This window comes from Herbidospora yilanensis (genome assembly GCF_001570565.1).
GTDB lineage: Bacteria > Actinomycetota > Actinomycetes > Streptosporangiales > Streptosporangiaceae > Herbidospora > Herbidospora yilanensis.
This window is the reverse complement of the sequence record NZ_BBXE01000025.1, coordinates 96,674-122,173: the sequence shown is the minus strand read 5'-3', so window position 1 is coordinate 122,173 and position 25,500 is coordinate 96,674. Positions and strand designations below refer to the sequence as shown.

Genomic DNA, 25,500 nt, shown 5'->3' with positions numbered 1-25,500 from the left:
CCGATGCCGTTGCTCGACATCGTCGGCGCGATGTCGGCCCACGCGGGGTCGGCGGCCGTGCGGCTCGGCGTCTTCGAGGCGCTGCCCGGCACGGCCACCGACCTGGCCAAGGTGCTCGACGCCGACGAGGAGGGCCTGACCCTCCTGCTCGACCTGCTCGTGACGACCGGTTACCTGACCCGCGACGACGACGTGTTCGCGGCCTCGCCCGGCTGGGTCTCGGCCGGATACGGCACCCCGCTGGTCCTGTGGTCGTCGATCCTCGGCGAGTTCTGGAAGGACCTCTTCGACGGTGTCTCCAGCGGGCGGCCCCGGGCCGACTTCTATCGCTGGCTCTCCGGCCGCCCCCACGAGCTGGCCGTCTTCCACCGGCTCCAGTCGGGCCTGGCGGGCTGGCTCGCCGAAGAGGTCGTCGGCCTGATCCCGATGACCCCCGGCCGGCTCGCCGACGTCGGCGGCGGCCACGGCGTCTTCGCCAAGGCCTTCGTGGACGCCACTCCGGGCCTGGACGCGGTCGTCGTCGACCTGCCCGGCACGCCCAGCGCGCTTCCCCTGGTTGAGGCCGACCTGTCGGAGCCGCTGACGCTGGAGGGCTACGACCACGTGCTGCTGTTCAACGTCGTCCACGGCTTCTCCCGCGAACGGGCCCGGGGGCTGGTGCGGGAGGCGGTGGCGTCGGGAGCCGACGTCCACATCCTGGAGACCACGACGACCCCGCGCGGCGGCCTGGCCGACCAGGCCTTCACCGAGGGCTTCGCGCTGAACCTGTGGCTCACCCAGGGCGGCCGCCTCTACACCACGGACGAGCTCACGGGCTGGCTCCGGGAAGCCGGCGCCGCCGACATCACCACCACCGACCTGACCCGTTCCCCCACGCACACCCTCATCACCGCAAGGAGCACGTCGTGACCCACCTGGTCGTCCGCAACGACGAGGAGCAGTACTCTCTCTGGCCCGCCGGACGGGAGATCCCCGACGGCTGGCACCCGGACGGTTTCGAAGGCACCAGAGAGGAGTGCCTGGCCCACATCGAGGAGGTCTGGACGGACATGCGCCCCAAGAGCGCCCGCCCGGCCTGACGAACAACGCGTCCGGGCGAGCCTGCGCCGGCCCGCCCGGACACGTTCTTCCTAGCGAGCCGAGTGGTCGTGGCAGTGGCCGGGACCACAGGCGGCCTCGGCGCCGCAGTCGAGCTCGTGCTCGTGGTCGGCGTCCTCGTGGTCGTGATGCGGGTGGTCGTTCATCGATGTCCCCTCCGTCTGAACGATGATGGTTACGGAGAGTTATCGACGGTTCTTCCGTTGATCAAACATCTGAGCAAGTATTCAAGTATCGATTTGCGGGTAAGGCGTCGACGTAGGCTTGATTTCGTCGAGATTCGACGAATGCACGGCTATCCTCGCAGTAGATCTGCGAGAAGGGGACGTTGTGCTCATCCGATTCGAGGTCGCCAACTTCCGCTCGATCTTGGAGCCGGCCGAGCTTTCGATGGTCGCCGTCGATCGCGACCGGCCGGAGGCGCGAGCGGTCGCCAACCTGGGTGAGAGCCTCCTGCCGGTCGCCGCGATCTACGGCCCGAACGCGTCGGGCAAGTCCAACGTGGTCGCGGCCGTGCAGTGGCTGGTCGACGCGGTGGCCAACTCGCTGCGGTTCTGGGACGACGGCATCCCCGTCGACCCCTTCGCCTTCGGCGACGGCTCCGCCCCCGCTTCCGACTTCACCGCGGAGTTCGTGATCTCGGGTGTGCGGTTCGAGTACGTCGTGTCACTCGACGCCCAGGCGATCGCCTACGAGGGCCTGTTCCATTATCCGGAGAAGTATCGGCGGAGGATCTTCGAACGTGACGGCCTGAGCCTGAAACTGCAACGCGGTCTCGGCGCCCTGTCGGGCACGCGGGAGCTGCTCACCGACCGGGCTCTGGCCCTGTCGATCGCCCGTCGCTTCGACGAGCCGCTGGTCACCGCCTTCGCCGACCGTCTGCTCTCGATCCGTTCTCTAGGGGTGAGGCCGGGCCGAAGGTCCGAGGCCTCGACGGAGAGTTGGTTCGACGGATCCGAGCACCGCGCCAGGGCGCTCGCATTACTGCGGCTGGCTGATCTCGGTATCGACGACGTGCTGCTTGAGGAGATCGATCCCGCGTTCCGGCCGCGATCCCGTTCCGTATACAGGGGCCGCTATGAAGTGCGCTTGGTCCATCGCTTCGGGGAGTCGACGGCCCCGCTCGACTTCGCCGCGGAATCGGAGGGCACCCGCACGTGGTTCCGTGTCATCGGACCGGTGCTGACGGCTCTTGAGGCGGGTAGCCCGGTGCTCTTCGACGAACTCGACGCCAGCCTCCACCCGACGCTGTCCGCCCAGCTCATACGCCTGTTCGCTGACCCGGCGACCAATCCTGAAGGGGCCCAGCTCATTTTCACGACCCATGACACCAGCCTGCTGAACCATCTCAACCGCGACGAGGTGTGGCTGACCGAGAAGGGCGCGGACGGAACCACGAAGCTCGGAGCGTTGGCCGAGTTCGCCGGAGAGCGGGTCAGGAAGTCGCAGAATCTCGAACGGGCTTACCTGCACGGCAGATTCGGCGCGGTCCCCGACGTCGACAGAACCGACTTCCTCCGGTCATTGGGGCTGATCGGCTGATCGAGCGATGTCCCCCCGTCGAACGAAGGCCAAGGACCTCCGCCGCAAGGTGGCGAACCGCCCCGAGCGCAAGACCATCGTGGTGTTCTGCGAGGGGAAGGAGTCGGAGCCCGACTACATCAACGGTCTGAGGCGCCTGCCGCACATCCGTGCGGACACCGCGATCGAAATCGTGATCGACCCCGAGCCGGGCGCGCCGCTGAACCTCGTCAGACGCGCGATCGACCGAAGGTCTGATGACGAGATCGACGAATGCTGGTGCGTCTTCGACGTCGAATGGCCGAAGAATCACCCCGACCTCCGGCAGGCCGTCGACCTGGCAGGAAAACAGGGCGTCAATCTGGCGATCTCCAACCCCTGCTTCGAACTCTGGCTGATTCTTCACCTCGACGTACACACCGGATTTCTCACCACGGATCAGGCCGGCAAGAAGAGCCGCAAGCTCGACGGCAGGCAGGGCAAGAGCATCGATCCCAGCGTTTACCTGGACCACCGTGAAACGGCGGCCAACCGGGCGCGGGCATTGGCGGCCCGTCACACCGCCGACGGCACCTCCTTCCCGCACGACAATCCGTCATCGTCGATGGCCGACTTCCTGGCCTCGGTCGAAAGGCCGTCCAGCCGGCCCTGACGACTCGCCGACAGGGCCTCACATGTCATGGGATCGGGCCGAGCCGCGCAGCACGCGGTGGTCGGACACCCAGGGCCGCCAGCCTCCGCCGCTGGCCGTGAAGCCGGAGAAGTGGTCGCTGAACAGGATGTAGTCGATCTTCAGGTCCTGTTCGGGGAAGGTCACCCGCGCCAGCGGGTCGATCTCGTGGAAGCGGCGGTAGAGGTTGCGGATCGGCAGGGTTCCCGGGCTCAGGTTGAGGTCGCCGCCGATGACGAGCGGGCCGGTCCAGCCCCGGATGATCGTGTCGATGTAGTTGACGTGCATCTCCCGGTTGTGGCCCTTGTAGTCGACGTGCGTCGTGCACAGCCGGGTCGCGCGGTGGGCGAGGACGGCGTCCAGGCAGAGGAGGGCGCGGGGTTCGTCGCGGTGCGGGTTCGGCAGCGCCCAGACTCCGCGGGCCAGCACCGGGCCCTTCACGAAGACGGCGATGCCGAAACGGCGGTCGCCCCAGTTCCGGCGGCACGCCTTGTTCTTGCGGACGGTGACCACATATGCGGCGTGGTATCGGCCGGAGAGCCGGTTGCGCAGCGCGTCGAACTGCCGGCCGCACAGTTCCTGAAGGAAGAAAGCGTCGGCGTCCTGGGTCTCGCGCAGCAGGAAAGACGTCCACCTGGCCAGGGAGAAGTCGTTTTCGCACAGGCCTCCGCAGACGTTGAAGGTGAGGAACCTGAGCGGTTCGGCGGCGGGCTCGGGGTCCGGAACCGGCGTGGTCACGGGCGCCGGTGCCGGTGCGGGAGCGGGCGCCACGGGCACGGGTGGTGGCGGTGTCGGCGTCGACGCTGGAGTCGACAAAAGCCCCATTATGGTAATTACTCGTAGTATCACGCTTTACCTCCCCCAAAGGCACTTCTAATGGTACAGAAGTGCCTTTTTGGGCTGGTGGGAAGGTCTGCCCGCGAAGGCGCATGATCTGCCAGAGTTGGGGTCTGAGGAGGTGGGCGTGCTCGAAGCGACCAGTCTCGTCGAGCTGTCGATGAACCAGCTCCGCGAGGACATCCTGAGTGGTGCGCTCCAGCCGGGGGAGCGCCTGATCGAGGAGCAGCTCACGCGGCGTTTCGGCATCAGCCGGGCGCCGCTGCGCGAGGCTCTGCGGCTGCTCGACGAGCAGGGGCTCGTGGAGCATCTGCCCAGGCGCGGGGTGCGGGTGGCGCAACTGTCCGAACGCGACGTCGACGAGCTGTTCGGGCTGCGCGACGTGCTCGAACAGTACGCCGTCTCCCTCTCCACGCCCCTCGCCGAGGGCACCCACGTGGGCGAGCTGGAAGACGCGCTGAAGGCCATGGACGCCGCCGCCCGCAAGGGCGACCTCCGCGAGGAGAACGACGCCCACTGCCGGTTCCACATCGCGATGGTCGCCCTGGCCGGGCAGCGTCAGCTGCTGCTCGCCTACCGGCCCGTCATCCGCAAGCTCCAGCTCTACATGGCCGCCAACCTGCGGCGGGAGGTCGAGCACGTCGGCGACCCCGGTGACGGGGTGCGCCGGCACCGCAAGCTGCTCGACGCGGTCGTGAGCCAGGACGCGCCGACCGTGCTGGCCGCGCTGGCCTCCCACGGCGCCCGCACCTATATCGGGTAACCGGGCGTTAACGCGGCGCGGCGGTGGCGGATACATATTCTGTCGACAATCGACGAATGGACCGCCCGGCCGGTCCGGCGTCGGGGGACGTACCGGCCCTGGAATCGAGGAGCCGGCGTGCCCACTGTCGACGCGTCCCCCTATTCGTTCACGTTCGATCCCGAGTCAACCGCGCTGCTGGTCATCGACATGCAGCGCGACTTCGTCGAGCCCGGCGGTTTCGGAGAGACCCTCGGGAACGACGTCGCCAAGCTGCAGAAGGTCATCCCGCCGCTGGCCCGGCTGCTCGGCGCGGCCCGCGCGGCCGGGCTGATGGTCGTCCACACGCGGGAGGGCCACCTTCCCGACCTGTCCGACTGCCCGCCCGCGAAGCTGAACCGCGGCGCGCCGTCGATGCGCATCGGGGATCCCGGCCCGAAGGGCCGGATCCTCATCAGGGGTGAGTACGGTCACGACATCGTCGACGACCTCAAACCCCTCGGAGACGAGCCGGTCGTCGACAAACCCGGCAAGGGCTCGTTCTACGCCACCAACCTCGGCGAACTGCTGGCCGAGAAGGGCGTCACCTCGCTCGTCGTGACCGGGGTCACGACCGAGGTCTGCGTCCACACGACCGTGCGGGAGGCCAACGACCGGGGCTTCGAGTGCCTCGTGGTGTCCGACTGCGTCGGGTCGTACTTCGACGAGTTCCAGGAAGCGGGACTCGCCATGATCGCCGCGCAGGGCGGCATCTTCGGCTGGGTCGCCCCCTCCGAGAACCTGATCGAGGTGCTGTGATGACGACTCCCGCGGTGAAGGTGCCCTGGTGGGTGCCCGGCGACACCAACGCGTTCTTCGGCCTGGGCTTCAACGTCCTGGTCAACGTCCTGACCCTCACGGCCCTGTGCGTCGGCGTGGTGCACATCTCCGAGGGCGACGTGTACGGCGTGATCCTCCCGGCCCTCGGCATCCAGTTGCTGATCGGCAACGTCTACTACACCTACCTGGCCAGACGGCTGGCGAAGAAGGAGAACCGCCTCGACGTCTGCGCGATGCCGTACGGTCCGTCGGTCCCGCACATGTTCATCGTCGTGTTCGTGATCATGCTGCCGACGTACCTGGCCACCAACGACCCGATCGCCGCCTGGCAGGCCGGTCTGGCCTGGTGTTTCATCATCGGCCTGATCGTCCTGCTGGGTGCGTTCGTCGGCCCGCTGATCCGTAAGTACACCCCGCAGGCGGCCATGCTCGGCACCCTGGCGGGCATCTCGATCGCGTTCATCTCGATGCGCCCGGCCGCCCAGATGTGGGAGGCGCTCTGGATCGCGCTGCCGGTGCTGGTCATCATCCTGGTCGGCTTCTTCACCGACCTGAAGCTGCCCGGCAACATCCCGGTCGGCCTGGCCGCCCTGCTGGTCGGCTCGGCCATCGGCTGGATCGGCGGCTACATGGAGCCCGCCGCCGTCGGCGCGGCGATCAGCGACATCGCGGTCGGCCTGCCGACGTTGAAGATCGACCTGCTGGTCAGCGGTCTCAGCGAGGTCGCGCCCCTGCTGGCGACGGCGATCCCGCTGGGCATCTACAACTTCACCGAGGGCATGACCAACGTCGAGTCGGCCGCCGTGGCGGGCGACAAGTACAACCTCCGCTCGGTGCTGCTCGCCGACGGCGCGGGCGCAGTGGTGGGTTCGGCCCTGGGCTCCCCGTTCCCGCCGGCCGTCTACATCGGCCACCCCGGGTGGAAGGAGGCGGGCGGCCGGGCCGGCTACTCGATGGCCAGCGGCGTGGTGATCGCCCTGTTCTGCTTCCTGGGTCTGTTCAGCGTCCTGTCGACCCTGCTCCCGACCCCGGCGATCGTGCCGATCCTGCTCTACATCGGCCTGCTCATCGGCGCGCAGGCCTTCCAGGCCGTGCCCCGCGTCCACGCGGTCGCGGTCGTGATGGCCATCATCCCCAACATCGCCGCCTGGGCGGCCGGCCAGATGAACAACGTCATCGCGGCCTCGGGCGTGGCGGTGACGAGCGAGCAGATCGCCGCGGCGGGATCGGTCTACCACGGGACGGTCCTGCTGGGCGGCGGCGCGATCCTGGCGGGTCTGGTGCTGGGCGCGATCGTGGCGTTCATCATCGACCGCAACTTCTACTGGGCGGCCGGTTACGCCCTGTTCGGCGCGTTGTTGTCGTTCATCGGCCTGGTGCACGCGGAGAAGGTCGGCTGGAACGTCGGCGGCCAGATAGCCCTGGGCTACGTCTTCGCCGCGCTGGTCCTCGCGGGCTTCGGCCTCTGGCGCGGCCGTTCCCCGGAACCGGCCGAGGCCAAGGAGGAGACCCCGGTCGAGGCCTGACACACAGCGAGGGACCTCCCGCCGGCCGGTCGGGAGGTCCCTGTACGTCGGCATTCATCCCGATTGCGGTGCAGACAAGCGTAGTGAAGTGCAGTGAAGTGCAGTGAAGTGCATAGCAGGGCAGACGGCTGCAGGGTTAGCCTGAGCTCATGTCTGAGGCGTCACAGGAGATCTCCCAGGGCGACCTGCGAAATCGATCGGCTGAGATCATGGATGGCGTGGAGCGCGGTGAGAGCTACGCTCTGACGCGCGACGGCCACCACATCGGGGATATCATCCCGATTCGCCGCAGGCGGCGTGCGGTCTCCAGGTCCGACTTCGCCGCCGTCTCCCGTGGCATGCCTCGTCTTGATGATCGCGATTACCGTCGGGACATGAACCTTCACGTCGACGATGATCCCTTCGGGGAGTTCGGCGAGTGATCCATCCCCAAGGCCTGCTCGACACCAACATCCTGATCCTCCGGTCGGGCATCGACCCGGCCGAACTGCCCGACGAGATGATGATCAGCGCGATCACCGCGGCGGAACTCTCCGTGGGCGTGCTCGTCGCTCAGGACCCGCGGGAACTCGCCAAACGCATGAAGGTACTGCAGGCCGCCGAAGCCGAGTTCGATCCACTTCCCTTCGACGGGTGCGCGGCGCGTGAGTACGGCCAACTTTGGAGCGCCGTGGTCGCGTCCGGACGGAAACCGCGCCCGCGTACTGCCGACCTGATGATCGCCTGCGTCGCGATCGCCAACCGGCTGCCGCTGTACACCTGCAATCCCGGTGACTTCAAGGGGCTCGATTCCCTGGTCACCGTCGTGCCGGTCACCCGGCCGGCCTGACGCAGAAAAGGGACCTCCCGCCGGCCGGTCGGGAGGTCCCTTTTCTTCGCCCTGGATCAGGTCCGGTGCCAGCGGCTCTCGGCGAAGCAGTAGGCGGCGAAGAGGATCAGGCCGATCGCGACCGCCGCGAGGAGCCAGGGGCCCATCGGGGTCTCCGACAGTGACTTGAGGGCGTCGTCGATGCCGGCCGCGCGGTCGGGGTCGTAGGTCAGGGCGGCCTGGCCGACCAGGACGCCGGCGGCGATGGCGACGATGCCGCGGGAGATGTAGCCGGCCTTGCCGAGGCGGACGACCGTCGTGCGGGCCTTCGGCTCGGTCACGTGCATGTCGCGCATGAACTTCTCGGTCCAGCCCTCGTGGATCCAGTACACGCCGAGGGCCATGATGCCGAGCGCGAACAGGCCGACGAGGAACTGGCCGCCGGGCAGTTCGAACAGGGCGCGGGTGGCGTCCTGCGACTGCGAGTCGGTGCTGGTCGCCTCCTTGCCCTTCAGCAGCAGGCTCGTGATGGAGATCACCAGGGTCACGTAGACCACCGCGCGGGCGACGGACTCGACGCGCTGGCGCAACTTCGGGTTGCCCCAGATCGCCTCGCCGATCTGCCAGAGGGCCAGGCCCGCCAGGCCGACGGCCATCACCCACAGCAGCACAGAGCCGAAGGGCTGTTCGGCCACCATGTGGATCGCGCCTGACTTGTCGGCTTCTTCCCCGCTGGACCCGCCGAAGGCGATCTGCAGCGCGACCAGTCCGATCAGCGCGTAGAGGACGCCTCGGGCGGCGAATCCGACCTTCGCCAGCTTGTCGAGCAGGGGGTGCTGTACGGCCCTGCGGGCGGCGCCGCCGACCGTCTCCGTGGTCGTCATGGGAGGTCCCTTCGTTGTGGCTGGACATCCTCTTCCTGCCACGACGATCAGTAAACCCCAGGCAAAGTTTTGTCAGGTTCTCTTATGGCTTGAGGTAAATGGGGCCTAATGTCCGGTTACTCGCATGTGACCAAAGGAGATTCCCCCATTTCCCCCATCACCGACTCGCTGCTCGACGCGGCCCGGCAGGAGCTGGGCTACAGCGCGCAGGCGGGTAAGCAGAGCAAGTACGGCGCCTGGTACAGCGAAGGCAAAGACCCCGCCCTCGCCTCCGCCCCCTGGTGCGACACGTTCGTCTCGTACGCCGGCCAGTCGGCCGGGGTGCTCAAGCAGGTCGGCAGCTTCGCCGCCTCCGCCGACCACGCCGAGTGGTTCAAGTCGAAGGACGCCTGGACCTCCGAGCCCCAGCCCGGCGCGGTCGCCTTCCTCAAGGACCACGGCCAGGTCGGCGTGGTCGAGAAGACCGCCGACGGCGAGGTCACCACGATCGAGGCCCTCAACGGCTCGGTCCAGCGGGTGACCCGGCCCACGTCCGATTTCTCCGGGTATGGCGTGCCGGACCTGGTCGTCCATCCCCTGTACGAGGGCTCGACCACCGCGTCGTACTTCTGGGACGACGGTTCGGGCCGCAACGGAGACACCGGCGCCCCCGCGTCGGGCGAGCCCATGCAGAAGGGACTGGCGGCCAGTCCGAGCTGGCCCATGGGCACCGAAGGTTACGTCATGCACGACGGCAGGAAGGCCCCCTTCTTCGTCGGCGACCGAGGGCCGGGCTCGCCGTCGAGCAACGGCGTCATGCTCGACCTCGACGGCAAGACCTTCGCCGAACTCACCGGCGGCACCTGGAACGACGGCAGCCTGACCGTCGAGGGCAACGGCGGCGCAGGCCACATCGACATCGACTACGTCATCACCAAGTGGGGCGACGGCCTGGGCAAGAAGGGCGCTCCCGAGCCGTTCGCGTCCGGCGCGTACAACTCCCGCGGCGGTTCCGGCGAGGCGCCGCCCGTCACGTTCAAGGAGTCGGACGTCCAGGACGTCACCTGCACCCCCGTCGCGGCTCCCGTCGCGGCGCGGAAGGTCGTCCCCCACCAGGCGGCCCCCCAGAAGCAGGTTCCCCAGAAGAAGGCCGCGGTGCCGCCGTCGGCGGCGCCGCAGCCCAAGACCATCGCCATCCCGTCGGCGAGCCACGTGGCCGCCGACACCACGACTCCGCGGCCGGAGACGCCCGTGCCGGTCATCGCCTCCGGGCTGGTGGCCTGCGCGCTCGTCGCGGTCGGCCTGCGCTTCCTGATCGTCCGGGCCAGGAAGGGCAGGCACGAGAAGACCGGGGCATAGGGAAGAAGCGGGCCCCGAACGGCGATCCGCGCCCCGTCTCCCAGGGGGGCGCGGATCGTCTCGTGTCCGGCGCTGTATTCGCGTTGAATTTCGAGCCACTCGAAATCGTTCCGGCGATTTGCCTATCTCTGCCAAAGGCGCGTTCCACGGCCTTGGCGGCCTTGCGTGCCGCTGACCGCCGGTTGAGTATGACCGGGTAGCGGCAGTTCCCGCGCAGCCACATGAAAGGCAACACCATGAAAGTTCTGAAAAGGGCGTTCGTCGGTCTCGCCATCGCCGGAGCGGTTTTCTCCATGTCAGGGACCGCCCACGCGGAAAGCAAGTTCTACGGCGGTTACCCCGACTCTGGTAACTGCAATTACTGGCGGTCCGCCATCAAGGCGGCCGGGTGGAATGTGTCGTCGTGCACCTACTCGACCGCGAACAAGTGGCATTTCACCGCGTGGCGGTAAATCCCCGAATACGATGAAGGGTCCGGCCCGCAGGGGGCCGGGCTTTTTTCGCGCGCTTTCCGGGACGAGCCGGTCGCCCGGGTTCCCCGAAGCGGATCTAGCCCTTCTTGCGGCCGCGCAGCGCCGAGGAGACGCGCCGCAGCACCCGGTCCCAGTCGCTGCCGAACGGGTTCTCCGACACCAGATAGGTCCACGTCGCCGACGGCCGCTTCATGCCCTGTTCGGCCAGCGGCGAGGACAGGTCGAGGGCGTCGAAGCTCGCCGTCGCGCGCTTCTCGATCTCCTCCAGAAGCTTCCGGTAGGCGGGCAGCGCCTCGCGGTTGAACTCGTCGATCGGGCTGAGCCGCCCGAGAGCCCGCAGGTGGATGCCCTCGCGCAGGTCGGCGAAGTAGCCCAGGTGGTCGGTCCAGCAACGGTCGAGGTGGAACAGCACGATCTGGCGGGCCGCGGCGGCCACGGTCTCCTCCGACGACTGTTCGACCAGTTCCCGGTAGCGCTCGGGGCGGGCGTCGCGGAGGGCCTCGGCGCCGGCGTCGCCGTAGAGGATGCGGTCGCGGTGGTCGAGCAGGCGGGCGCGCTGCTCCTCCAGGACGCGGGTGTAGCGCCAGGTGTTGCGGTGGATCTCGGTGTTGACGCCCTCGGCGATGCGCTGGGCGTGGCCGACCAGGTAGGCGGCCTGCTTGTCGCGGATCCGGCCGTCTTTCTCGGCCTTCGGCAGGGTCTCGTCGGGCAGGTAGGCCTTGAGCAGGTCGTCTTCGCCGCTGACGAAGAACACCGACCGGCCCGGGTCGCCCTGGCGGCCCGACCGGCCGCGCAACTGGTCGTCGAGGCGGCTCGACGGGTGGCGGCCCGTGCCGATGACCAGCAGGCCGCCCAGTTCGGCGACCTCCGGGGAGCCGAGACGGATGTCGGTGCCGCGTCCGGCCATCTGGGTCGACACCGTCAGCGCGCCCAGCTCGCCCGCCCTGGCGATGATGGCCGCCTCCTCGGCGTCGTTCTTGGCGTTCAGCACGACCGGTTCGAGCCCGCGCGAGCGCAGTTCCTTGGCCAGGGACTCGGACTCGGCCACGTCGAGCGTGCCGATCAGGATCGGGCGGCCGGTGGCGTGCTGGGCGACGATCTCGTCGGCCAGGGCCAGTTCCTTGTCGATCAGCGACGGGTAGATGCGGTCGGGCTCGTCTTCGCGGACGCACGGCCGGTTCGGCGCGATCACGGCGACCTTGAGCTTGTAGAACTCGCGCAGGTTCTCACCGACGGCGACGGCGGTGCCGGTCATGCCACAGATCTCGGGGTAGCGCGTCAGCAGGCCCTGGATGGTGATCGAGTCGAGGATCTCGCCGGTGTCCGACGGGGCCAGCTTCTCTTTGGCCTCCACCGCCGCCTGGAGGCCGTCGGGCCAGCGCTGGAGCTGGGCGACCCGGCCGCGCGAGTGGTTCACGAGCTGCACGCGGCCGTCGCGCACGATGTAGTCGACGTCGCGCACCAGCAGCGCGTGGGCGTGGAGGGCGAGGTTGACCTCGGTGACGGTGCCGGGGTGGTCGTACAGGGAGATGCCGAGGGCGCTCTCGACCGTGTCGGTGCCCTTGGCGGTCAGGAAGACGTTGCGGCCCTCGTCGTCGATCTCGAAGTGGTAGCCGCGCGACAGGCGGCGGACCAGCGCGGCCATCTCGGGGACCGCCGCGCCCGCGTCGGTGGCGCCGGCCAGCACGAGCGGCACGCGGGCCTCGTCGACGAGCACCGAGTCGGCCTCGTCGACCAGGGCGACCTGGGGGACCGGCTGGACGGTCGACTCGGGGTCGGTGGCCAGGCGGTCGCGCAGCAGGTCGAAGCCGATCTCGCTGACGTTGGCGTAGGTGATGTCGCGGGCGTAGGCGGCGCGGCGCTCCTCGGGTGTGGACGCCTCGGCGATCCAGCCGACCGTCAGGTTCATCGCCGTGTAGAAAGGCGCCATCCACTCGGCGTCGCGGCGGGCCAGGTAGTCGTTGACCGACATGGCGTGCACCGACTTGCCGCGCAGCGCGAATCCCGCGGCCGCCAGCGCGCCCGCGAGGGTCTTGCCCTCGCCGGTGGCCATCTCGACGACGTTCCCCGACAACATGGCGAGCGTGCCGACGAGCTGCACGTCGAAGGGGCGCTCACCGAGGGTGCGGTCGGCGACCTCGCGGACCGCGGCGCAGAACTCGGCCGAGCCGACGTTCGCGGCGGCCATCTCGCGCAATTCCTCAAGGGAGAGGTCGCGCGCGCGGTCGGCGAGCGCCCCGGCGGCGGCGACGGTGCGCTCGAACGGCGCGATGTCGACGCTGCCGGGCTTCTCCAGGAAACGCCGGATCATCTGGGATAGAGAGGCCACGCCCGCTCCAACGCGCCGCACGAGTAGGTCGTTCCAGGGCACCCCGTAGGAAAAACCCCGGAATGACCGATGCTAGACCCACGGGCGGCCCTTGCGCTTTGACTGGTTATCCAGTCAGTGTTGATGGATGAACGAGATCGCCGCCCAGCTCGGCCAGGTGGGCCTCCCCGAACCCGTGAAAGACCTGGCGCGTCGCCGCTGGGACGTGGTCGTGGTCGGCGGCGGTCACAACGGCCTGACGTGCGCCGCCTACCTGGCACGGGCGGGCAAACGGGTGCTGGTGCTGGAGGCCCGCGAGCGCCTCGGCGGCGCGTGCACCCTGGAGCGCCCGTTCGAGGATCCCCGGTACGTCGTGAGCCCCTGCGCCTACGTCGTCGGGCTGCTCGACGAGACCGTCATCCGCGAACTCGGCCTGAAACGACGCGGCCTCGATTTCACGATCGCCGACCCCCAGCTCTGGATCCCCTACGACGACGGCACCGCCTTCGCCCAGTGGCTCGACCACGACAGGACCACCCGGGCGCTCGCGGATCTCGGCCTGCCCCAGAAGGAGATCGACGGCTACTTCGCCTACGAGGACCTGTTCGACCGCATGCGGATCAAGCTCCGCAAGGGCGCCAGGGACACCTGGGCCGGCGACTCGCCCACCCGCGCGGAGCTCGATGAGATCCTCGGCGACGCCTATATGTCCGACGTCCTCTTCCACGCCTCGATCGCCGACGTGATCGACGACTTCGTCACCGATCAGCGACTCAAGGACGCCCTGTTCGGCCAGGGGATCATCGGCACCTACGCCGGCCCCCGCGACCCCGGCACCGCCGCCGTCAAGCTGATGCACTTCATCGGCGAGCTCGACGGCGTCGGCGCGGTCTGGGGCTACGTCAGGGGCGGCATGGGGATGGTGAGCTTCGCCATCGCCGACGCCGCCCGCGAGGCCGGGGCCGTGCTGGCCACCGGGGTGCCGGTGGCGCGGGTGCTCCCGGGAGAAGGGGTGTGCCTCGACGACGGCACGTTCGTCGCGGCCGACCGGGTCGTCTCCAACGCCGACCCCAAACGCCTGATGACCATGGTCGGCGACGCGCCCGCCGACTACCGGCTGCGCATCGCCGAATGGGACGTGCGCAGCCCCGTGGTCAAGTTCAACGCCGCCCTGCGCCGCCTGCCCTCCTGGACGGCCGCTCCCGGCCGGACCTTCATGGCCCACGGCGTGGTCGACGTGACGACCGGTCTCGACGACGCCCAGCGCGCCTTCGAACGTTGCCAGGCCGGCGAACCGGCGGTGGCGTTCGGGGAGATCTACGTGCAGGACGGGCTGATGAGCGTCTTCGGGCAGTACGCCCCCTACGCCCTGAAGGGCGGCTGGGAGGCGCGCCGCGACGAGGTGGCCCGCCAGTTCATCGACCTCATCGGCCGGTACGCCCCCGACTTCGCCGACTGCCTGGCCCACTACGAGGTGCTCGGGCCGCCCGACATCGAGAGCCGCGTCGGGCTGACCGGGGGGCACATCTTCCAGGGCGAGGTGCGGCCGGACCAGATGTGGGACCGGCGGCTGACGCCCCGCACGCCGATGGAAGGGGTCTATCTGTGCGGCGCGGCGACCCACCCGGGAGGCAGCGTGATCGCCCTCAACGGGCGGAATGCCGCAATGGCCGTTCTGGTAGATATGGGAGACTCGACCCGGGGAACAGGAGATTGTCCCTAAGCTGAATCGGGTGACCCGCACCCTCGAATTCTCCGGAGCATGCCCATGACCTGGCTGGGGTTCACCATCGCCCTGCTGGGCGCGCTCGGATATGCGCTGGGGGCGGCCCTCCAGCAGTTCGAGGCCGTCGCCCAGGGAGCCACCCTACGGCTCGTCCGCCGGCCGCGCTGGTGGATCGGCGGGATCATCAGTTTCAGCGGGGCCTGTCTCCACGCGGTCGCGCTCAGTTTCGCGCCGCTCATCATCGTCCAGCCGATCAGCGTCGCCACGCTCGTGTTCGCGGTGCCGCTGGCGGCCTGGCTCCACGGGCGCAAGGCCAAGCGGGCCGAATATCTCGGGTCGCTGGCCGTGGCGGTCGGGTTGTTGTGGCTGATGCTGCTGGTCCCGGCCCACAACGTGAAGCCGTCGATGTCGACCGGCGAGGGCGTCGGGATGATCCTCGTCGTCGCGCTGATCGCCGCCGCCAGCCTCGTGTCGTCGCGGTTCTTCGCCGGGCCCGGCAAGGCCATCTGGATGTCGATCGGCGCGGGGGCGGTGACCGCGACCGTGTCGACGTTCGTGCGCGTCGTGGGGGCCAACTTCGACGGCGCGTGGGGCGACTTACTGCACTGGTTCGCCCTCGCCATCCCCCTCCTGCTGATCGCGGCCGTGGTGCTGCTGCAGAAGTCCTACGAGGTCGGCTACTTCGGCATCGCCTACGCGACCGTGCAGATCGTCGACCCCATCACCTCGATCACCGCCGGGACCGTCCTGCTCGGCGAACCCCTGCCGGCCGGAGTGGGCCAGGTCGTACCCGCGCTCGTCGCGACCGCCATCCTCGTCTGGGGCACCATCACGCTCAGCCGGCTGGCCCCCGACCACTCGCCCATGGCGCAGGAGAACAAGCCCGAGCCGGTCACGGTCTGACCGGCGGTTCCCAGGCGAAGACCGTGTCCATCTGACGCAGCGCCGCCGTGGTGCCGAGCCGGCCGGCGAGGCTGACCAACGAGTTCCGCGCGGCGACCGCGACCGGGTTGCGCCACGCCGTGATCCGGGCGAGGGTCCGCGACCGCTTCACGATCGGCGCCGTGCGCGGCATCCGGGCCGCCGAATAGCTCTCCAGATCATTCGTGTACGCCAGCGTGACCGCGTCTTCGATCGCCTGGCAGGCCCCCTGGCCGAGGTTCGGGGTCATGGCGTGGGCGGCGTCGCCGAGCAGGGCCACTTTGCCGGAGTGGTAGGCCGGGGGAGCGGTCTCCAGGCTGAAGATGTCGGTGCGGATGACCTTCGCCGGGTCGGTGCCGCCGAGCACCGCCGGGATGGGGTCGTGCCAGCCGGCGAACAGGCGCTTCAGGTCGGCGAGTTCGTCGGGGGACGATCCGCCGGGCGGGGCGGGGACGGTCGCGTAGGCGTAGACCTGGTCGCCGGCGAGCGGCATCACGCCGAAGACCTGGCCGTCGCCCCACGACTCCGACGGCCGCGCCCCGGCGTAGGGGGTGATCAGGCGCCAGCTCGTCACGCCCGCGTAGACCGGGCCGGGGAGCGACGGGAAGAGCTGCGCCCGGACGCGCGACCTGAGGCCGTCGGCGGCCACCACCAGGTCGGCTCTGAGCTCGCCCTTCGCGGTGGTGACCACGCCGTCGGCGGTGACCGACTCGACCGGGGTGCCGAGCTCGATCTCGGGGGCCTGCGCGGCCAGCAGGTCGACCAGCTCGGCCCGGTGCAGGAGCACGGTCGGGTCGCCGTAGCGCTCCTGGGCGGCCTCGGCGCTGGTGCGCGACAACCACTTGCCGGTCTTGGTCCTGATGCCGCCCGAGCCCTGGAAGGCCGACAACCTGCGCACCGGGTCGCCCACCCCGATCACGTCGAGCGCGCGCAGCGCGTTGGGCGCCATCGCCAGGCCCGCGCCGACCGGTTCGATCGAGGCGGCCCGTTCCAGCACGGTCACCGCCCACCCCCGCCGCCTCAGCGCGGCTGCTGCGGTCAGCCCGCCGATCCCGGCGCCGACCACCACGGCGTGTCTCATGATGCCTCCCCTGGGAAAACTACATCTGTAGTATGCACTACATGTGTAGTCTGCGAAAGTGAGCACTGAGCGGGCGCGGATCATCGGGGACGCCGCGATCGAGATCCTCGCCGACCTGGGCATGCGCGGGCTGACCCACCGCGCGGTCGACGCGGCGGCCGGGCTGCCGCCGGGCTCGACGTCGAACCTGGCCCGCAGCCGCGCCGCGCTCCTGGAGCTCGCCCTGGCCCGGCTGACCGAGCTGGAGGACGAGCACTTCGCCGCGTTGCTCACCCGGCCGCTGCCGCCCGTGGGGCGGGAGGCCATGGTCGAGCTGCTGTCGGTGTCGACGCACACGATGATCGAGGTCGACCGCCGGCGCAGCATCGCCCGCTACGAACTGGCTCTGGAGGCCACCCGCCGCCCCGAACTGCGTGCCGTCTACGACGACATCGGCCGCCGCTACCGCGACCAGGGCGTGGCGATGTTCACCGCCGCGGGCACCTCCGACCCGGTGCGGCACGGGCGGCAACTCGTCGCGTTCACCGAGGGGCTGCTGTTCGACGCCGTCGTCGGCGCCGGGGGGACCCCCACCCTCGACGACCTGCGGGCCGCCTTCGCCGAATACCTGTCGGCCGTGTTCAGGGACGGGTCACCGATTTGATGCGGCGGCCCGCTCCGGAGTCCTCGATCAGGGTGGCCAGGCGGCGCAGCCGGGTCTCCTCCTTCTTGGCGCTGATCACCCAGTAGATGGCGGTCCGGCGATACCAGGGGGCCTGGCCCTCGAACCAGTCCCAGGCGGCCTTGTCCTCCTGGAAGCGGGCGGCGTACTCCTCGGGCAGCTCGGCGGCCTGGCGCTGTTCGTAGCTGTAGATCTCCGAGCGGTCGGCGCTGCGGGACTCGAAGGCCGCCAGGCCCGACGAGTGCACGACCCCCAGCTCGATCAGTTCGCGGATGCGGTTGATGTTCACCGAGCTCCACGTGCTGCGCGGCTTCCTGGGGGTGAAGCGGATGACGTAGGACTCGGGGCCGAGGCTCTTGCGCACGCCGTCGATCCAGCCGAAGCAGAGCGCCTGGTCGACCGACTCGGGCCAGGTGAGGCTCGGCCTGCCGGTGGAACGCTTGTGGAAGCCGACCCACAACTCCGTCTCGGTGGCGTGGTTGGCGGCCAGCCAGGCGTAGAACTCGTCGGGGGTTTGGAAGAACGTCGGTTCCATGGGGAGTCACCCTAGGGTCGCGGGGGCCGGGCCGGTCAAAGCACCATGACCTCATATATCCATGTCCTGATATATCCAGAAAAGTCATCTCAGTGGCCTCTGTCACGCCTGAGTGTCGTCGACACTCATACCGGCTGGTCGGTATGCTCGCGAGCTGTGACAGTGCCCGGACTCGATCTCGACCGTCTCGCCGCCCGCCTCTCCGAGGCCGGTGTCACCCGTGGCCCGCTGACCGCCGAACTGATCGAGGGCGGCAAGTCGAACCTCACCTACGTCGTCCGCGACGCCGGCCGCACGGTCGTGGTGCGCCGCCCGCCGCTCGGCCACGTGCTGGCCACCGCCCACGACATGGGGCGGGAGTTCCGCGTGATGGGCGCCCTCCAGGACACCGACGTGCCGGTGCCGCGCATGTACCACTTCTGCGACGACGTCGAGGTGGTCGGCGCCCCCTTCTACGTCATGGAATACGTCGAGGGCACGCCCACCCGGCTCACCCCGGAGGTGGGGGCGCATCTGGTCGACGTACTGGCGCGACTCCACGTGATCGACCCGGCCGAGGTGGGGCTGGGCGACTTCGGGCGGCCCGAGGGGTTCCTCGACCGGCAGGTCAAACGCTGGAAGCGGCAACTCGACGCCTCACGCAGCCGCGAGGTCGCCGGCATCGACGAGTTGTTCGCCCGGCTGGCCGGCGACGTGCCGGCCTCGGGCCCGCCGGCGATCGTCCACGGCGACTTCAAGCTCGGCAACACGCTGATCCGCGACGGCCGGGTCGCGGCGGTGCTCGACTGGGAGATGTCGACGCTGGGCGACCCCCTCACCGACCTCGCTCTCTTCCTGCTGTACGCCGACTTCCCCCACCTCGACATCGGCGCGCTCGGCGGCGAGGTCGACGTGACCGCGCTGGCCGCCCGCTACACGGCGCGGTCGGGCCGGGACACCTCACGGCTGGGCTGGTACGTCGGCCTGGCCTGCTTCAAGCTCGCGGTCATCACCGAGGGCATCTATTTCCGCTTCACCCAGGGGCTGACCGTCGGCGACGGCTTCGCCGACATCGGGGACATCGTCGCGCCGCTGGTCGAGCGCGGCCTTCAGGAGGTCTGAGCAATGGATTTCGCCTTCGACGCGACCACGCGTGAACACCGCGAGAAGCTCGAAGCGTTCATGGCCGAGCACGTCTACCCGGCCGAACCGGTCTTCGAGGAGCAGGCCCGAGACTCGGGCTGGAGCGCTCCGCCGATCATCGAGGAGCTGAAGGCCGAGGCCCGCAGGCGCGGCCTCTGGAACCTGTTCCTGCCGGGCGAGGGCCTCTCCAACCTCCAGTACGCCCCCCTCGCCGAGATCATGGGCCGGTCTCCGGCCATCGCCCCGGCCGCCACCAACTGCGCCGCCCCCGACACCGGGAACATGGAGGTGCTGCACCAGTTCGGCACCGACGACCAGAAGAAACGGTGGCTCGAACCGCTGCTGAACGGGGAGATCCGCTCGGCGTTCGCGATGACCGAGCCCGACGTGGCCTCCTCCGACGCGACCAACATCGCCACCTCGATCGTCCGCGACGGCGACGAATACGTGATCAACGGCCGCAAGTGGTTCATCACCGGGGCGATGAACCCGAACTGCGCCGTCTTCATCGTGATGGGCAAGACCGACCCCGAGGCGCCCAAGCACCGGCAGCAGAGCCAGATCCTGGTCCCGCGCGACACCCCCGGCCTGACCGTGCGGCGCGGCATGTCGGTCTTCGGCTACACCGACAACGACCACGGCGGCCACGCCGAAGTGATCTTCGATGACGTCCGGGTCCCGGCCGCCAACCTGATCGGCGAGGAGGGCGGCGGCTTCGCCATCGCCCAGGCCCGTCTCGGCCCCGGCCGCATCCACCACTGCATGCGCCTCATCGGCATGGCCGAACGGGCCATCGAGATGATGTGCCGGCGGGCGCTGGCCCGCACGACTTTCGGCAAGCCGGTGGCACAGCAGGGGGTCGTCCAGGACTGGATCGCCGAGTCGCGGGTCAAGGTCGAGCAGTTGCGGCTGCTCGTGCTGAAGACGGCCTGGCTGATGGACACCGTGGGCAACCAGGGCGCGCACACCGAGATCCAGGCCATCAAGATCGCCACCCCGATCGCGGTCGAGTGGATCCTCGACAAGGCCATCCAGGTCCACGGCGCCGGCGGCGTCAGCCAGGACTTCCCGCTGGCCGCACTGTGGGCGGGCGCCCGCAGCCTGCGCTTCGCCGACGGGCCCGACGAGGTCCACAAGCGGTCGCTGGCGTACCGGGAGCTGAAGAAGCACACGTGATTCCACCGATACCGGACCGAAGAGCCGGTGCGGTACGACTTTGGCACGGCACGTCAGACAGGGGAACCACGTGGTGGACGCGACCACGGTCAGGCAGCGCGCGGAGGCGTTCCTGGCTGAGCACGACCCTTCGGAGCTGAGCCCGCTCGACTGGCTGAGAGCCAGGTTCGACGCCGGGCTGGCCTGGGTGCACTTTCCCGAAGGCCTGGGCGGCCTGGGCGCCCCGCGCGACCTCCAGGGGGTCGTCGACCAGCTCTTCCGGGGCACGCCCGACAACAATCCCGGCCGCATCGGCATCGGCCTCGGCATGGCCGCGCCGACGATCCTCGCCTACGGCACCGACGAGCAGAAGAGGCGTTTCCTGCGCCCGCTCTGGACCGGGGAGGAGATCTGGTGCCAGCTCTTCTCCGAGCCCGGCGCCGGTTCCGACCTGGCCGGGCTGGCGACCCGGGCGGTCCGCGACGGAGACGACTGGGTGGTCGACGGGCAGAAGGTCTGGACGTCCAGCGCCCACCTCGCCCGCTGGGGCATCCTGGTCGCCCGGCACGACCCCGACCTGCCCAAACACCGGGGCCTGACCTACTTCGTGTGTGACATGGAAGCCCCCGGCGTGGAGGTCAGGCCGCTGCGCCAGATCACCGGCGAGGCCGAGTTCAACGAGGTCTTCCTGACCGGCGTCCGGCTCGGCGACGACCTGCGGCTCGGTGAGGTCGGCGACGGCTGGCGGGTGGCCCAGACGACGCTGATGAACGAGCGGGTGGCCATCGGGGCGTCCGGGTCGCCGCGCCGGACCATGATGGGCGTCTTCACCGAGGCCTGGCAGGCCCATCCTGAGCTGCGCACCCACGACCTGCACCAGCGGGCGCTGGAGTCGTGGGTGCAGGGCGAGGTGATGCGGCTGACCGGCCAGCGCCTGCGTGAGCAACTCCTGGCCGGCGAGCCCGGCCCCGAGGGATCGGGCATGAAGTTGCTGTTCGCCCGCCACCACCAGGAGGTCTCGGCCCTGGAGGTCGAGTTCCTACGCGAAGACGGCCTGACCTACGACGACTGGACCTTCCGCCGCCCCGACGGGGTCGACTTCCTCGGCCGAGGGGCGGGCTACCGCTACCTGCGGGCCAAGGGCAACTCGATCGAGGGCGGCACCTCCGAGATCCTCCGCAACATCGTGGCCGAGCGGGTGCTCGGGCTGCCGGCGGAACCCCGAACCGACGTCGCCGCGCCCTGGAAGGACCTGCCTCGATGACCCTGCTCTACACGGAGGTCGAGGAGGAACTCCGGACCGCCGTCCGCGACCTCCTCGCCGACAAGGCCCCCGTCGCCGCCGAGGGCGAGAACACCGCCGCCTGGCACGGCCTGGCCCGCGACATCGGCGTGGCGGGCCTGCTGGTGCCCGACGACCTCGGCGGCGCGGGCGCTTCCGCGCGCGAGGCCGCGGTCGTGCTGGAGGAACTGGGCCGCGCGGTGACGTCTGTGCCGTTCCTCACCTCGTCGGTGCTGGCGACCCGGGTGCTGCTGGACGCGGGATATGCCGACATATCGCGATTGGCGTCGGGGGAGGCGACGGCCGCCCTGTGCGTGTCGCTGGCGGCCTCGCCTTATCGGGATATTCCGGTGGGCGTGCTCGCGGAGGACGGCGGGTCGGAGCCTGCGGCAGACGGTGACGAAACGGGTGTCGCGGGACCGGAGTCCGTTCTCGGAGCCGGTGTTTCCGGGGCGGGAACCGGTCTCCGGACGGGGGTGGTGAGCGGGCGGTTCACCGGGGTCGCCGGTGCCCTGGGCGCGGATCTCTTCGTGGTGCCGCTCGACGGGGGCCGGGTCGCCGTGGTGGAGAGTGGGCCGGTTCGGGTCGAGCCGGTGGTGTCTCTCGACGTGACGCGCCCGCTGGCCACGGTCACCTTCGACCGGGCTCCAGCCGTGGTGCTCGACGGCGGGTCGGTGCGTGACGCGTTGTTGTCGGCGGCCGGGTTGCTGGCGTCGGAGCAGGTGGGGCTGGCCGAGTGGTGTCTCACCACGACGGTGGCCTACCTGAGGGAGCGGCGGCAGTTCGCGCGGCCGGTCGGGTCGTTCCAGGCGCTCAAGCACCGGCTCGCCGATCTGTGGCTGGAGGTCGCCGGGGCCCGTGCGGCGGCGCGCAACGCGGCCGATCAGCTCGCCGCCGGGGGCGATGCCCGCGTGGCCGTGGCGGTCGCGGCGGCGCACTGTGGTGAGGTCGCGGTACGGGCCGCGGAGGAGGCCCTCCAGTTGCATGGAGGTATCGGGATGACCTGGGAGCACCCCATCCACCTCTACCTGAAGCGTGCCAAGGCCGACGCGATCGCCTTCGGCACCCCGGGCGACCATCGGAGCGCCTTGGCGCCGTTGGTCGGCCTGCCGGCGCCGGAGTAGCCGTCCCGGCCGGGGGAGACGGCGGGTCAGGTTGTCGGGGCGAGGGAGCGGAGGAGGAGGTCGGCGAAGTAGCGGCCGACCTCGGTGCCCGTGAGGGGGCCGTCGGGGTGGTACCAGGTGCCGAGGTGGTGGACGGAGCCGAAGAAGAAGTCGACCACCATCTCGGCCGGGACGTCGTCGCGGAACACGCCCTGCTGCTGGCCCTCGATCACGAGGTCGCGGAAGCGTTCGTGGTAGCGGCGGCGTTCGGCGCGGACGATCTTGCGGGTGTCGGGGGCCAGTTGGTGGTTGGACCTGAAAAAGATCTTCGAGTCGTCGAGGTTGTCGACTGTGGTGTTGATCACATCGGCCGCCGCGGCGTGCAGGCGCTCCGCGACGGTGCCCTCACCGTCGGCGAAACGTTGCAGGCGGTCCATCTGCATGCGCAGGACCCGGCCGTAGATCTCATGAAGAAGATCATCTTTCGAGTCGAAATAGTGGTACATCGCCCCTTTTGTGACGCCGGCGGCCGCTACGATTTCCTGGACGGAAGTGCTCTCGAAGCCCTTCTCGGCGAACAGGCGCGTCGCCGCCGACAGCAACCGCTGGCGTACCGGTTCTTCGACGGACGTGCCCAATCGCGCCATGCCGACCTCCTCTGATCGACGACCAGCATACCGACTGGTCGGTCAAGACGAGGGTCTTTCCCCGGTGGTGGCGTAAGTGTGCTAGTTCCATCACCATCGGGGATCTGGAATCCCCGATCGGGTACGCCTTAGGCAAAGCAGTCCTAACTAACCAGGAGTGCAGGGTGCCCAACGGGTCCATCTACGTCCCGCGCGACGACAAGTTCACCGGTTCGTCGCCGCAGAACCTGTACTTGACCTTCTGGCTCGCCGGCCGGAAGAACCGCCTCCGGCTCCGGGCCGCCTACGCGGTCGCCGGGCTCATCGCCGGAAGCCTCCTTGCCGGCAGATTCGGCTGGAACGTCGTCGCCACCGGGCTCCTCTTCGGCGCACTGGCCGGCGGCACCGACGCGTTCATCGCCTGGCGGTCCCACGAGCGCACCGCCGTCTGGCGGGGCAAACGCCGGGGTGAGGTCCGCACCGGCCGCCTCCTCAGGGCGATGTTGCGCCGCCGCGGCTACCACGTGATGGACGGCCGCGCCGTGCCCGGCAAGGCCTCGGTCGACCATCTGATCATCGGGCCGGGCGGCCTGTGGATCGTCGACAACGAGGCCTACTCACCCGACACGATCGTGGCCAAGCACGGCAAGCGCCTCTTCTTCGACGAGAAGTACGGCACCAGCGTCGCCAAGGGCCTCATCGGGGCCGCGACCGACCTGGCCGAGGTGCTGTCGAAGGAGACCGGCATCCCGGTCACGATCAGCCCGGTGCTCGCGTTGCACGGGTGCACGATCGCCAACAGGGCAGGCGTGGTCAGCGGCGAGGGCTTGACCGTGGCCTACCCGAGGCGCATCCCCGGCTACATCCGGCGCAACCCGACGGCGGAGCTGACGGCCGAGCAGGTCGAGCTACTCGGCCGCACGGCTGCGCGCATCCTCCGCCGGATGCGCTAGCAGCTCCTTCGCCAGCAGGGCGACCACGATCAGGGCCGTGACCAGCGCCGTCCACGGCCCACCGAGCACCGTCGCCAGCGGCGTGAGCGCGAGCACGACCACCCCGGTGACGGCGAACACGACCGGCTTCAGGTCCCGCCTGCCGTTCGCCAGGGCGTCGATGGCGGCGTACGCGAACAGGAACACCGCGACCGGAGCGGTGATCGCCAGCGCCATCCCCCATTCGGGCAGATGCACGCCGTGCCCCCCGACCGACCCGGCGACCACGGCCACCCCCGCGCCGCCGGCCGCGATGGCGGCGAGGATGAAGTAGTGGCCGTACGACCAGATGTAGGTCGTGCGGGGGTTGGTCGTCAGCGCCTTGTGGTCCAGGTAGCCGAAGTAGAGCCACCAGATCGACAACGAGATCAGCAGCGCCGCCACGGCGAGCACCAGCAGGTCGACGACGTGACCCTGCGCCGCGAACGCCCCCTGGATGGCCAGCGTCGCCGCCGTGATCGACTCGCCGATGACGATCAGAGTGAACAGCCCGAACCGTTCGGCGATGTGGTGCGCGTGGTAACCGCCCTGCTCGGCGTTCCAGCCCGAGAACCATGGCACCGACAGGTCGAGCAGGAACAACACGATGAACGCCGTGATCCGGTAGTCGTCCGGAAGCAGCAGTTGCAGCACCCACAGGACCTGCACGGCCGTGGTCCCCGCCGCCAGCTTGATCGCCAGCTTCCGGACCGCCGGATGCTCCCGCCCCGCCCGCAACCACTGGGCGACGTAGCCGATGCGCATGATGACGTAGCCGAGGACGGTCCACCGGAAGTCGAGATCGTTGAACGCCGCCGGCACCCCCGCCGCCAGCACGAGCGATCCCGCGATCTGGACGAAGGCGAGAAGGCGATAGGGCCCGTCGTCGGTGTCGAAGGCGCTGGCGAACCACGTGAACGAGATCCAGGCCCACCAGATCGCGCCGAAGAGCATCAGGTAACTGATGATCCCCTGGGCGGTGTGCCCTTCGAGGAGGGCGTGGTCGAGCTGCGCGGCGACCTGGGCGACCGCGGTCACGAAGACCAGGTCGAAGAGCAGCTCAAGGGGCGTGGCGGTACGGTGCGGTTCGGACGGGTCACGGGCGACCATCCCGGTCTTCCAGGGCATGGACGGCATCGTAGCCAGGGGCGTTCCGGCCTCATCGGTGCGGGCGTGAACCGGTCGCGGGCTCCTGGGGGCCGTTCACGTCTCAGGTGCTCGTCGCGGTGAGGAGCGGCGCGGCCGGTTGGCGCCGGTTGCGGCGGGTGGCGGAGGCGGGGGTCGGTGCGGGGG

24 protein-coding genes and 1 pseudogene are annotated in these 25,500 nt (G+C 69.6%); 18 read left to right on the top strand and 7 right to left on the bottom strand.

Annotation, left to right across the window (positions count from 1 at the left end; translation table 11 throughout):
- The first annotated feature begins 3 nt into the window (after positions 1 to 3).
- The 4 genes from AW273_RS20105 to AW273_RS20090 all read left to right on the top strand — a co-directional run bounded on the left by AW273_RS20105 (position 4) and on the right by AW273_RS20090 (position 3,271).
- A complete protein-coding gene (locus tag AW273_RS20105) occupies positions 4 to 909 on the top strand; it encodes a methyltransferase (RefSeq protein WP_062349999.1) in 906 nt (301 codons plus the stop codon).
- On the top strand, positions 906 to 1,079 hold the full coding sequence (locus tag AW273_RS20100) for an MbtH family protein (protein WP_062341273.1): 174 nt from the start codon (positions 906 to 908) through the stop codon (positions 1,077 to 1,079). Before AW273_RS20105 ends, AW273_RS20100 begins: the two co-directional genes overlap by 4 nt.
- A 349-nt stretch (positions 1,080 to 1,428) precedes the next feature.
- Positions 1,429 to 2,640: an AAA family ATPase gene (locus AW273_RS20095; protein ID WP_062349996.1), complete on the top strand. Its 1,212-nt coding sequence runs from the start codon at positions 1,429 to 1,431 to the stop codon at positions 2,638 to 2,640.
- Between the two features lie 49 nt (positions 2,641 to 2,689).
- A complete protein-coding gene (locus AW273_RS20090; protein WP_198168249.1) occupies positions 2,690 to 3,271 on the top strand; it encodes an RloB family protein in 582 nt (193 codons plus the stop codon).
- Positions 3,272 to 3,289: 18 nt separating this feature from the next.
- Here AW273_RS20090 and AW273_RS20085 read toward each other — a convergent pair whose 3' ends face one another.
- On the bottom strand, positions 3,290 to 4,027 hold the full coding sequence (locus AW273_RS20085; protein WP_062349992.1) for an endonuclease/exonuclease/phosphatase family protein: 738 nt from the start codon (positions 4,025 to 4,027) through the stop codon (positions 3,290 to 3,292).
- A gap of 226 nt (positions 4,028 to 4,253) precedes the next feature.
- Between AW273_RS20085 and AW273_RS20080 the strand changes: the two genes are divergently transcribed.
- The 5 genes from AW273_RS20080 (at position 4,254) to AW273_RS20060 (ending at position 8,042) form a co-directional block, all read left to right on the top strand.
- Complete coding sequence (locus AW273_RS20080) at positions 4,254 to 4,889, top strand: GntR family transcriptional regulator (RefSeq protein ID WP_198168248.1); 636 nt, start codon at positions 4,254 to 4,256, stop codon at positions 4,887 to 4,889.
- Positions 4,890 to 5,006: 117 nt separating this feature from the next.
- The gene (locus tag AW273_RS20075; RefSeq protein ID WP_062349990.1) at positions 5,007 to 5,666 is read left to right on the top strand and encodes a cysteine hydrolase family protein; all 660 of its coding nucleotides are present in this window, start codon (positions 5,007 to 5,009) and stop codon (positions 5,664 to 5,666) included.
- Positions 5,666 to 7,213: a hypothetical protein gene (locus AW273_RS20070; protein ID WP_062349988.1), complete on the top strand. Its 1,548-nt coding sequence runs from the start codon at positions 5,666 to 5,668 to the stop codon at positions 7,211 to 7,213. The genes AW273_RS20075 and AW273_RS20070 overlap by 1 nt, the downstream gene beginning before the upstream one ends.
- Positions 7,214 to 7,362: 149 nt before the next feature.
- The gene (locus AW273_RS20065) at positions 7,363 to 7,635 is read left to right on the top strand and encodes a type II toxin-antitoxin system Phd/YefM family antitoxin (protein WP_062349986.1); all 273 of its coding nucleotides are present in this window, start codon (positions 7,363 to 7,365) and stop codon (positions 7,633 to 7,635) included.
- Positions 7,632 to 8,042: a type II toxin-antitoxin system VapC family toxin gene (locus AW273_RS20060; RefSeq protein WP_062349984.1), complete on the top strand. Its 411-nt coding sequence runs from the start codon at positions 7,632 to 7,634 to the stop codon at positions 8,040 to 8,042. The genes AW273_RS20065 and AW273_RS20060 overlap by 4 nt, the downstream gene beginning before the upstream one ends.
- Positions 8,043 to 8,098: 56 nt before the next feature.
- On the opposite strand, the gene AW273_RS20055 is transcribed toward AW273_RS20060, so the two are convergent.
- Positions 8,099 to 8,905 (bottom strand): DUF1206 domain-containing protein, encoded by an 807-nt coding sequence (locus AW273_RS20055; protein ID WP_062349982.1) that lies wholly within the window; start codon positions 8,903 to 8,905, stop codon positions 8,099 to 8,101.
- 561 nt (positions 8,906 to 9,466) lie between these two features.
- Between AW273_RS20055 and AW273_RS20050 the strand changes: the two are divergent.
- Positions 9,467 to 9,868: pseudogene (locus AW273_RS20050) on the top strand (hypothetical protein); the annotation flags it as partial.
- Between the two features lie 924 nt (positions 9,869 to 10,792).
- Here the strand turns inward: AW273_RS20050 and secA2 are convergent.
- The gene (gene secA2 / locus AW273_RS20040; RefSeq protein WP_062349978.1) at positions 10,793 to 13,027 is read right to left on the bottom strand and encodes an accessory Sec system translocase SecA2; all 2,235 of its coding nucleotides are present in this window, start codon (positions 13,025 to 13,027) and stop codon (positions 10,793 to 10,795) included.
- A gap of 145 nt (positions 13,028 to 13,172) precedes the next feature.
- On the opposite strand from secA2, the gene AW273_RS20035 reads away from it, so the two are divergent.
- Together AW273_RS20035 and AW273_RS20030 are read left to right on the top strand one after the other, a co-directional pair.
- Positions 13,173 to 14,747 carry a phytoene desaturase family protein gene (locus AW273_RS20035; RefSeq protein WP_062349976.1) on the top strand — a complete coding sequence of 525 codons (1,575 nt, stop codon included), beginning with the start codon at positions 13,173 to 13,175 and terminating at the stop codon, positions 14,745 to 14,747.
- A gap of 45 nt (positions 14,748 to 14,792) precedes the next feature.
- A complete protein-coding gene (locus AW273_RS20030) occupies positions 14,793 to 15,653 on the top strand; it encodes a DMT family transporter (protein ID WP_062350126.1) in 861 nt (286 codons plus the stop codon).
- On the opposite strand, the gene AW273_RS20025 is transcribed toward AW273_RS20030, so the two are convergent.
- Positions 15,643 to 16,752, bottom strand: a complete 1,110-nt coding sequence (locus AW273_RS20025; protein WP_062349974.1) for an FAD-dependent monooxygenase — start codon at positions 16,750 to 16,752, stop codon at positions 15,643 to 15,645. The genes AW273_RS20030 and AW273_RS20025 overlap by 11 nt on opposite strands.
- 58 nt (positions 16,753 to 16,810) lie before the next feature.
- Between AW273_RS20025 and AW273_RS20020 the strand changes: the two genes are divergently transcribed.
- On the top strand, positions 16,811 to 17,395 hold the full coding sequence (locus AW273_RS20020; RefSeq protein WP_062349972.1) for a TetR/AcrR family transcriptional regulator: 585 nt from the start codon (positions 16,811 to 16,813) through the stop codon (positions 17,393 to 17,395).
- On the opposite strand, the gene AW273_RS20015 is transcribed toward AW273_RS20020, so the two are convergent.
- Positions 17,373 to 17,948, bottom strand: a complete 576-nt coding sequence (locus AW273_RS20015) for a YdeI/OmpD-associated family protein (protein ID WP_062349970.1) — start codon at positions 17,946 to 17,948, stop codon at positions 17,373 to 17,375. The two genes, AW273_RS20020 and AW273_RS20015, sit on opposite strands and share 23 nt — an antisense overlap.
- Positions 17,949 to 18,104: 156 nt before the next feature.
- Here AW273_RS20015 and AW273_RS20010 point away from each other — a divergent pair, with 156 nt between their 5' ends.
- From AW273_RS20010 to AW273_RS19995, 4 genes are all read left to right on the top strand, one after another.
- Positions 18,105 to 19,049, top strand: a complete 945-nt coding sequence (locus AW273_RS20010) for a phosphotransferase family protein (RefSeq protein WP_062349968.1) — start codon at positions 18,105 to 18,107, stop codon at positions 19,047 to 19,049.
- A 3-nt stretch (positions 19,050 to 19,052) separates the two neighbouring features.
- Complete coding sequence (locus AW273_RS20005; RefSeq protein ID WP_062349967.1) at positions 19,053 to 20,246, top strand: acyl-CoA dehydrogenase family protein; 1,194 nt, start codon at positions 19,053 to 19,055, stop codon at positions 20,244 to 20,246.
- 73 nt (positions 20,247 to 20,319) lie between these two features.
- Complete coding sequence (locus AW273_RS20000) at positions 20,320 to 21,489, top strand: acyl-CoA dehydrogenase family protein (RefSeq protein ID WP_198168256.1); 1,170 nt, start codon at positions 20,320 to 20,322, stop codon at positions 21,487 to 21,489.
- Positions 21,486 to 22,631 carry an acyl-CoA dehydrogenase family protein gene (locus tag AW273_RS19995; protein WP_062349963.1) on the top strand — a complete coding sequence of 382 codons (1,146 nt, stop codon included), beginning with the start codon at positions 21,486 to 21,488 and terminating at the stop codon, positions 22,629 to 22,631. The genes AW273_RS20000 and AW273_RS19995 overlap by 4 nt, the downstream gene beginning before the upstream one ends.
- A 26-nt stretch (positions 22,632 to 22,657) precedes the next feature.
- On the opposite strand, the gene AW273_RS19990 is transcribed toward AW273_RS19995, so the two are convergent.
- Positions 22,658 to 23,257, bottom strand: a complete 600-nt coding sequence (locus AW273_RS19990) for a TetR/AcrR family transcriptional regulator (RefSeq protein ID WP_062349961.1) — start codon at positions 23,255 to 23,257, stop codon at positions 22,658 to 22,660.
- Positions 23,258 to 23,421: 164 nt separating this feature from the next.
- Here AW273_RS19990 and AW273_RS19985 point away from each other — a divergent pair, with 164 nt between their 5' ends.
- The gene (locus AW273_RS19985; RefSeq protein ID WP_062349959.1) at positions 23,422 to 24,189 is read left to right on the top strand and encodes a nuclease-related domain-containing protein; all 768 of its coding nucleotides are present in this window, start codon (positions 23,422 to 23,424) and stop codon (positions 24,187 to 24,189) included.
- On the opposite strand, the gene AW273_RS19980 is transcribed toward AW273_RS19985, so the two are convergent.
- Positions 24,145 to 25,335, bottom strand: coding sequence for a low temperature requirement protein A (locus AW273_RS19980; RefSeq protein ID WP_062349958.1), 1,191 nt, complete (start codon positions 25,333 to 25,335; stop codon positions 24,145 to 24,147). The genes AW273_RS19985 and AW273_RS19980 overlap by 45 nt on opposite strands.
- Between the last annotated feature and the right edge of the window lie 165 nt (positions 25,336 to 25,500).

Bases quoted from the DNA above. Each gene is read 5' to 3' on its own strand.
- AW273_RS20070 (WP_062349988.1), top strand. From the start codon at position 5,666: ATGACGACTCCCGCGGTGAAGGTGCCCTGGTGGGTGCCCGGCGACACC.
- AW273_RS20005 (WP_062349967.1), top strand. From the start codon at position 19,053: ATGGATTTCGCCTTCGACGCGACCACGCGTGAACACCGCGAGAAGCTC.
- AW273_RS20055 (WP_062349982.1), bottom strand. From the start codon at position 8,905: ATGACGACCACGGAGACGGTCGGCGGCGCCGCCCGCAGGGCCGTACAG.
- AW273_RS20065 (WP_062349986.1), top strand. From the start codon at position 7,363: ATGTCTGAGGCGTCACAGGAGATCTCCCAGGGCGACCTGCGAAATCGA.
- AW273_RS20035 (WP_062349976.1), top strand. From the start codon at position 13,173: ATGAACGAGATCGCCGCCCAGCTCGGCCAGGTGGGCCTCCCCGAACCC.
- AW273_RS20105 (WP_062349999.1), top strand. From the start codon at position 4: ATGCCGTTGCTCGACATCGTCGGCGCGATGTCGGCCCACGCGGGGTCG.
- AW273_RS19995 (WP_062349963.1), top strand. From the start codon at position 21,486: ATGACCCTGCTCTACACGGAGGTCGAGGAGGAACTCCGGACCGCCGTC.
- AW273_RS20015 (WP_062349970.1), bottom strand. From the start codon at position 17,948: ATGGAACCGACGTTCTTCCAAACCCCCGACGAGTTCTACGCCTGGCTG.
- AW273_RS20030 (WP_062350126.1), top strand. From the start codon at position 14,793: ATGACCTGGCTGGGGTTCACCATCGCCCTGCTGGGCGCGCTCGGATAT.
- AW273_RS19990 (WP_062349961.1), bottom strand. From the start codon at position 23,257: ATGGCGCGATTGGGCACGTCCGTCGAAGAACCGGTACGCCAGCGGTTG.
- AW273_RS20025 (WP_062349974.1), bottom strand. From the start codon at position 16,752: ATGAGACACGCCGTGGTGGTCGGCGCCGGGATCGGCGGGCTGACCGCA.
- secA2 (WP_062349978.1), bottom strand. From the start codon at position 13,027: ATGATCCGGCGTTTCCTGGAGAAGCCCGGCAGCGTCGACATCGCGCCG.
- AW273_RS19980 (WP_062349958.1), bottom strand. From the start codon at position 25,335: ATGCCCTGGAAGACCGGGATGGTCGCCCGTGACCCGTCCGAACCGCAC.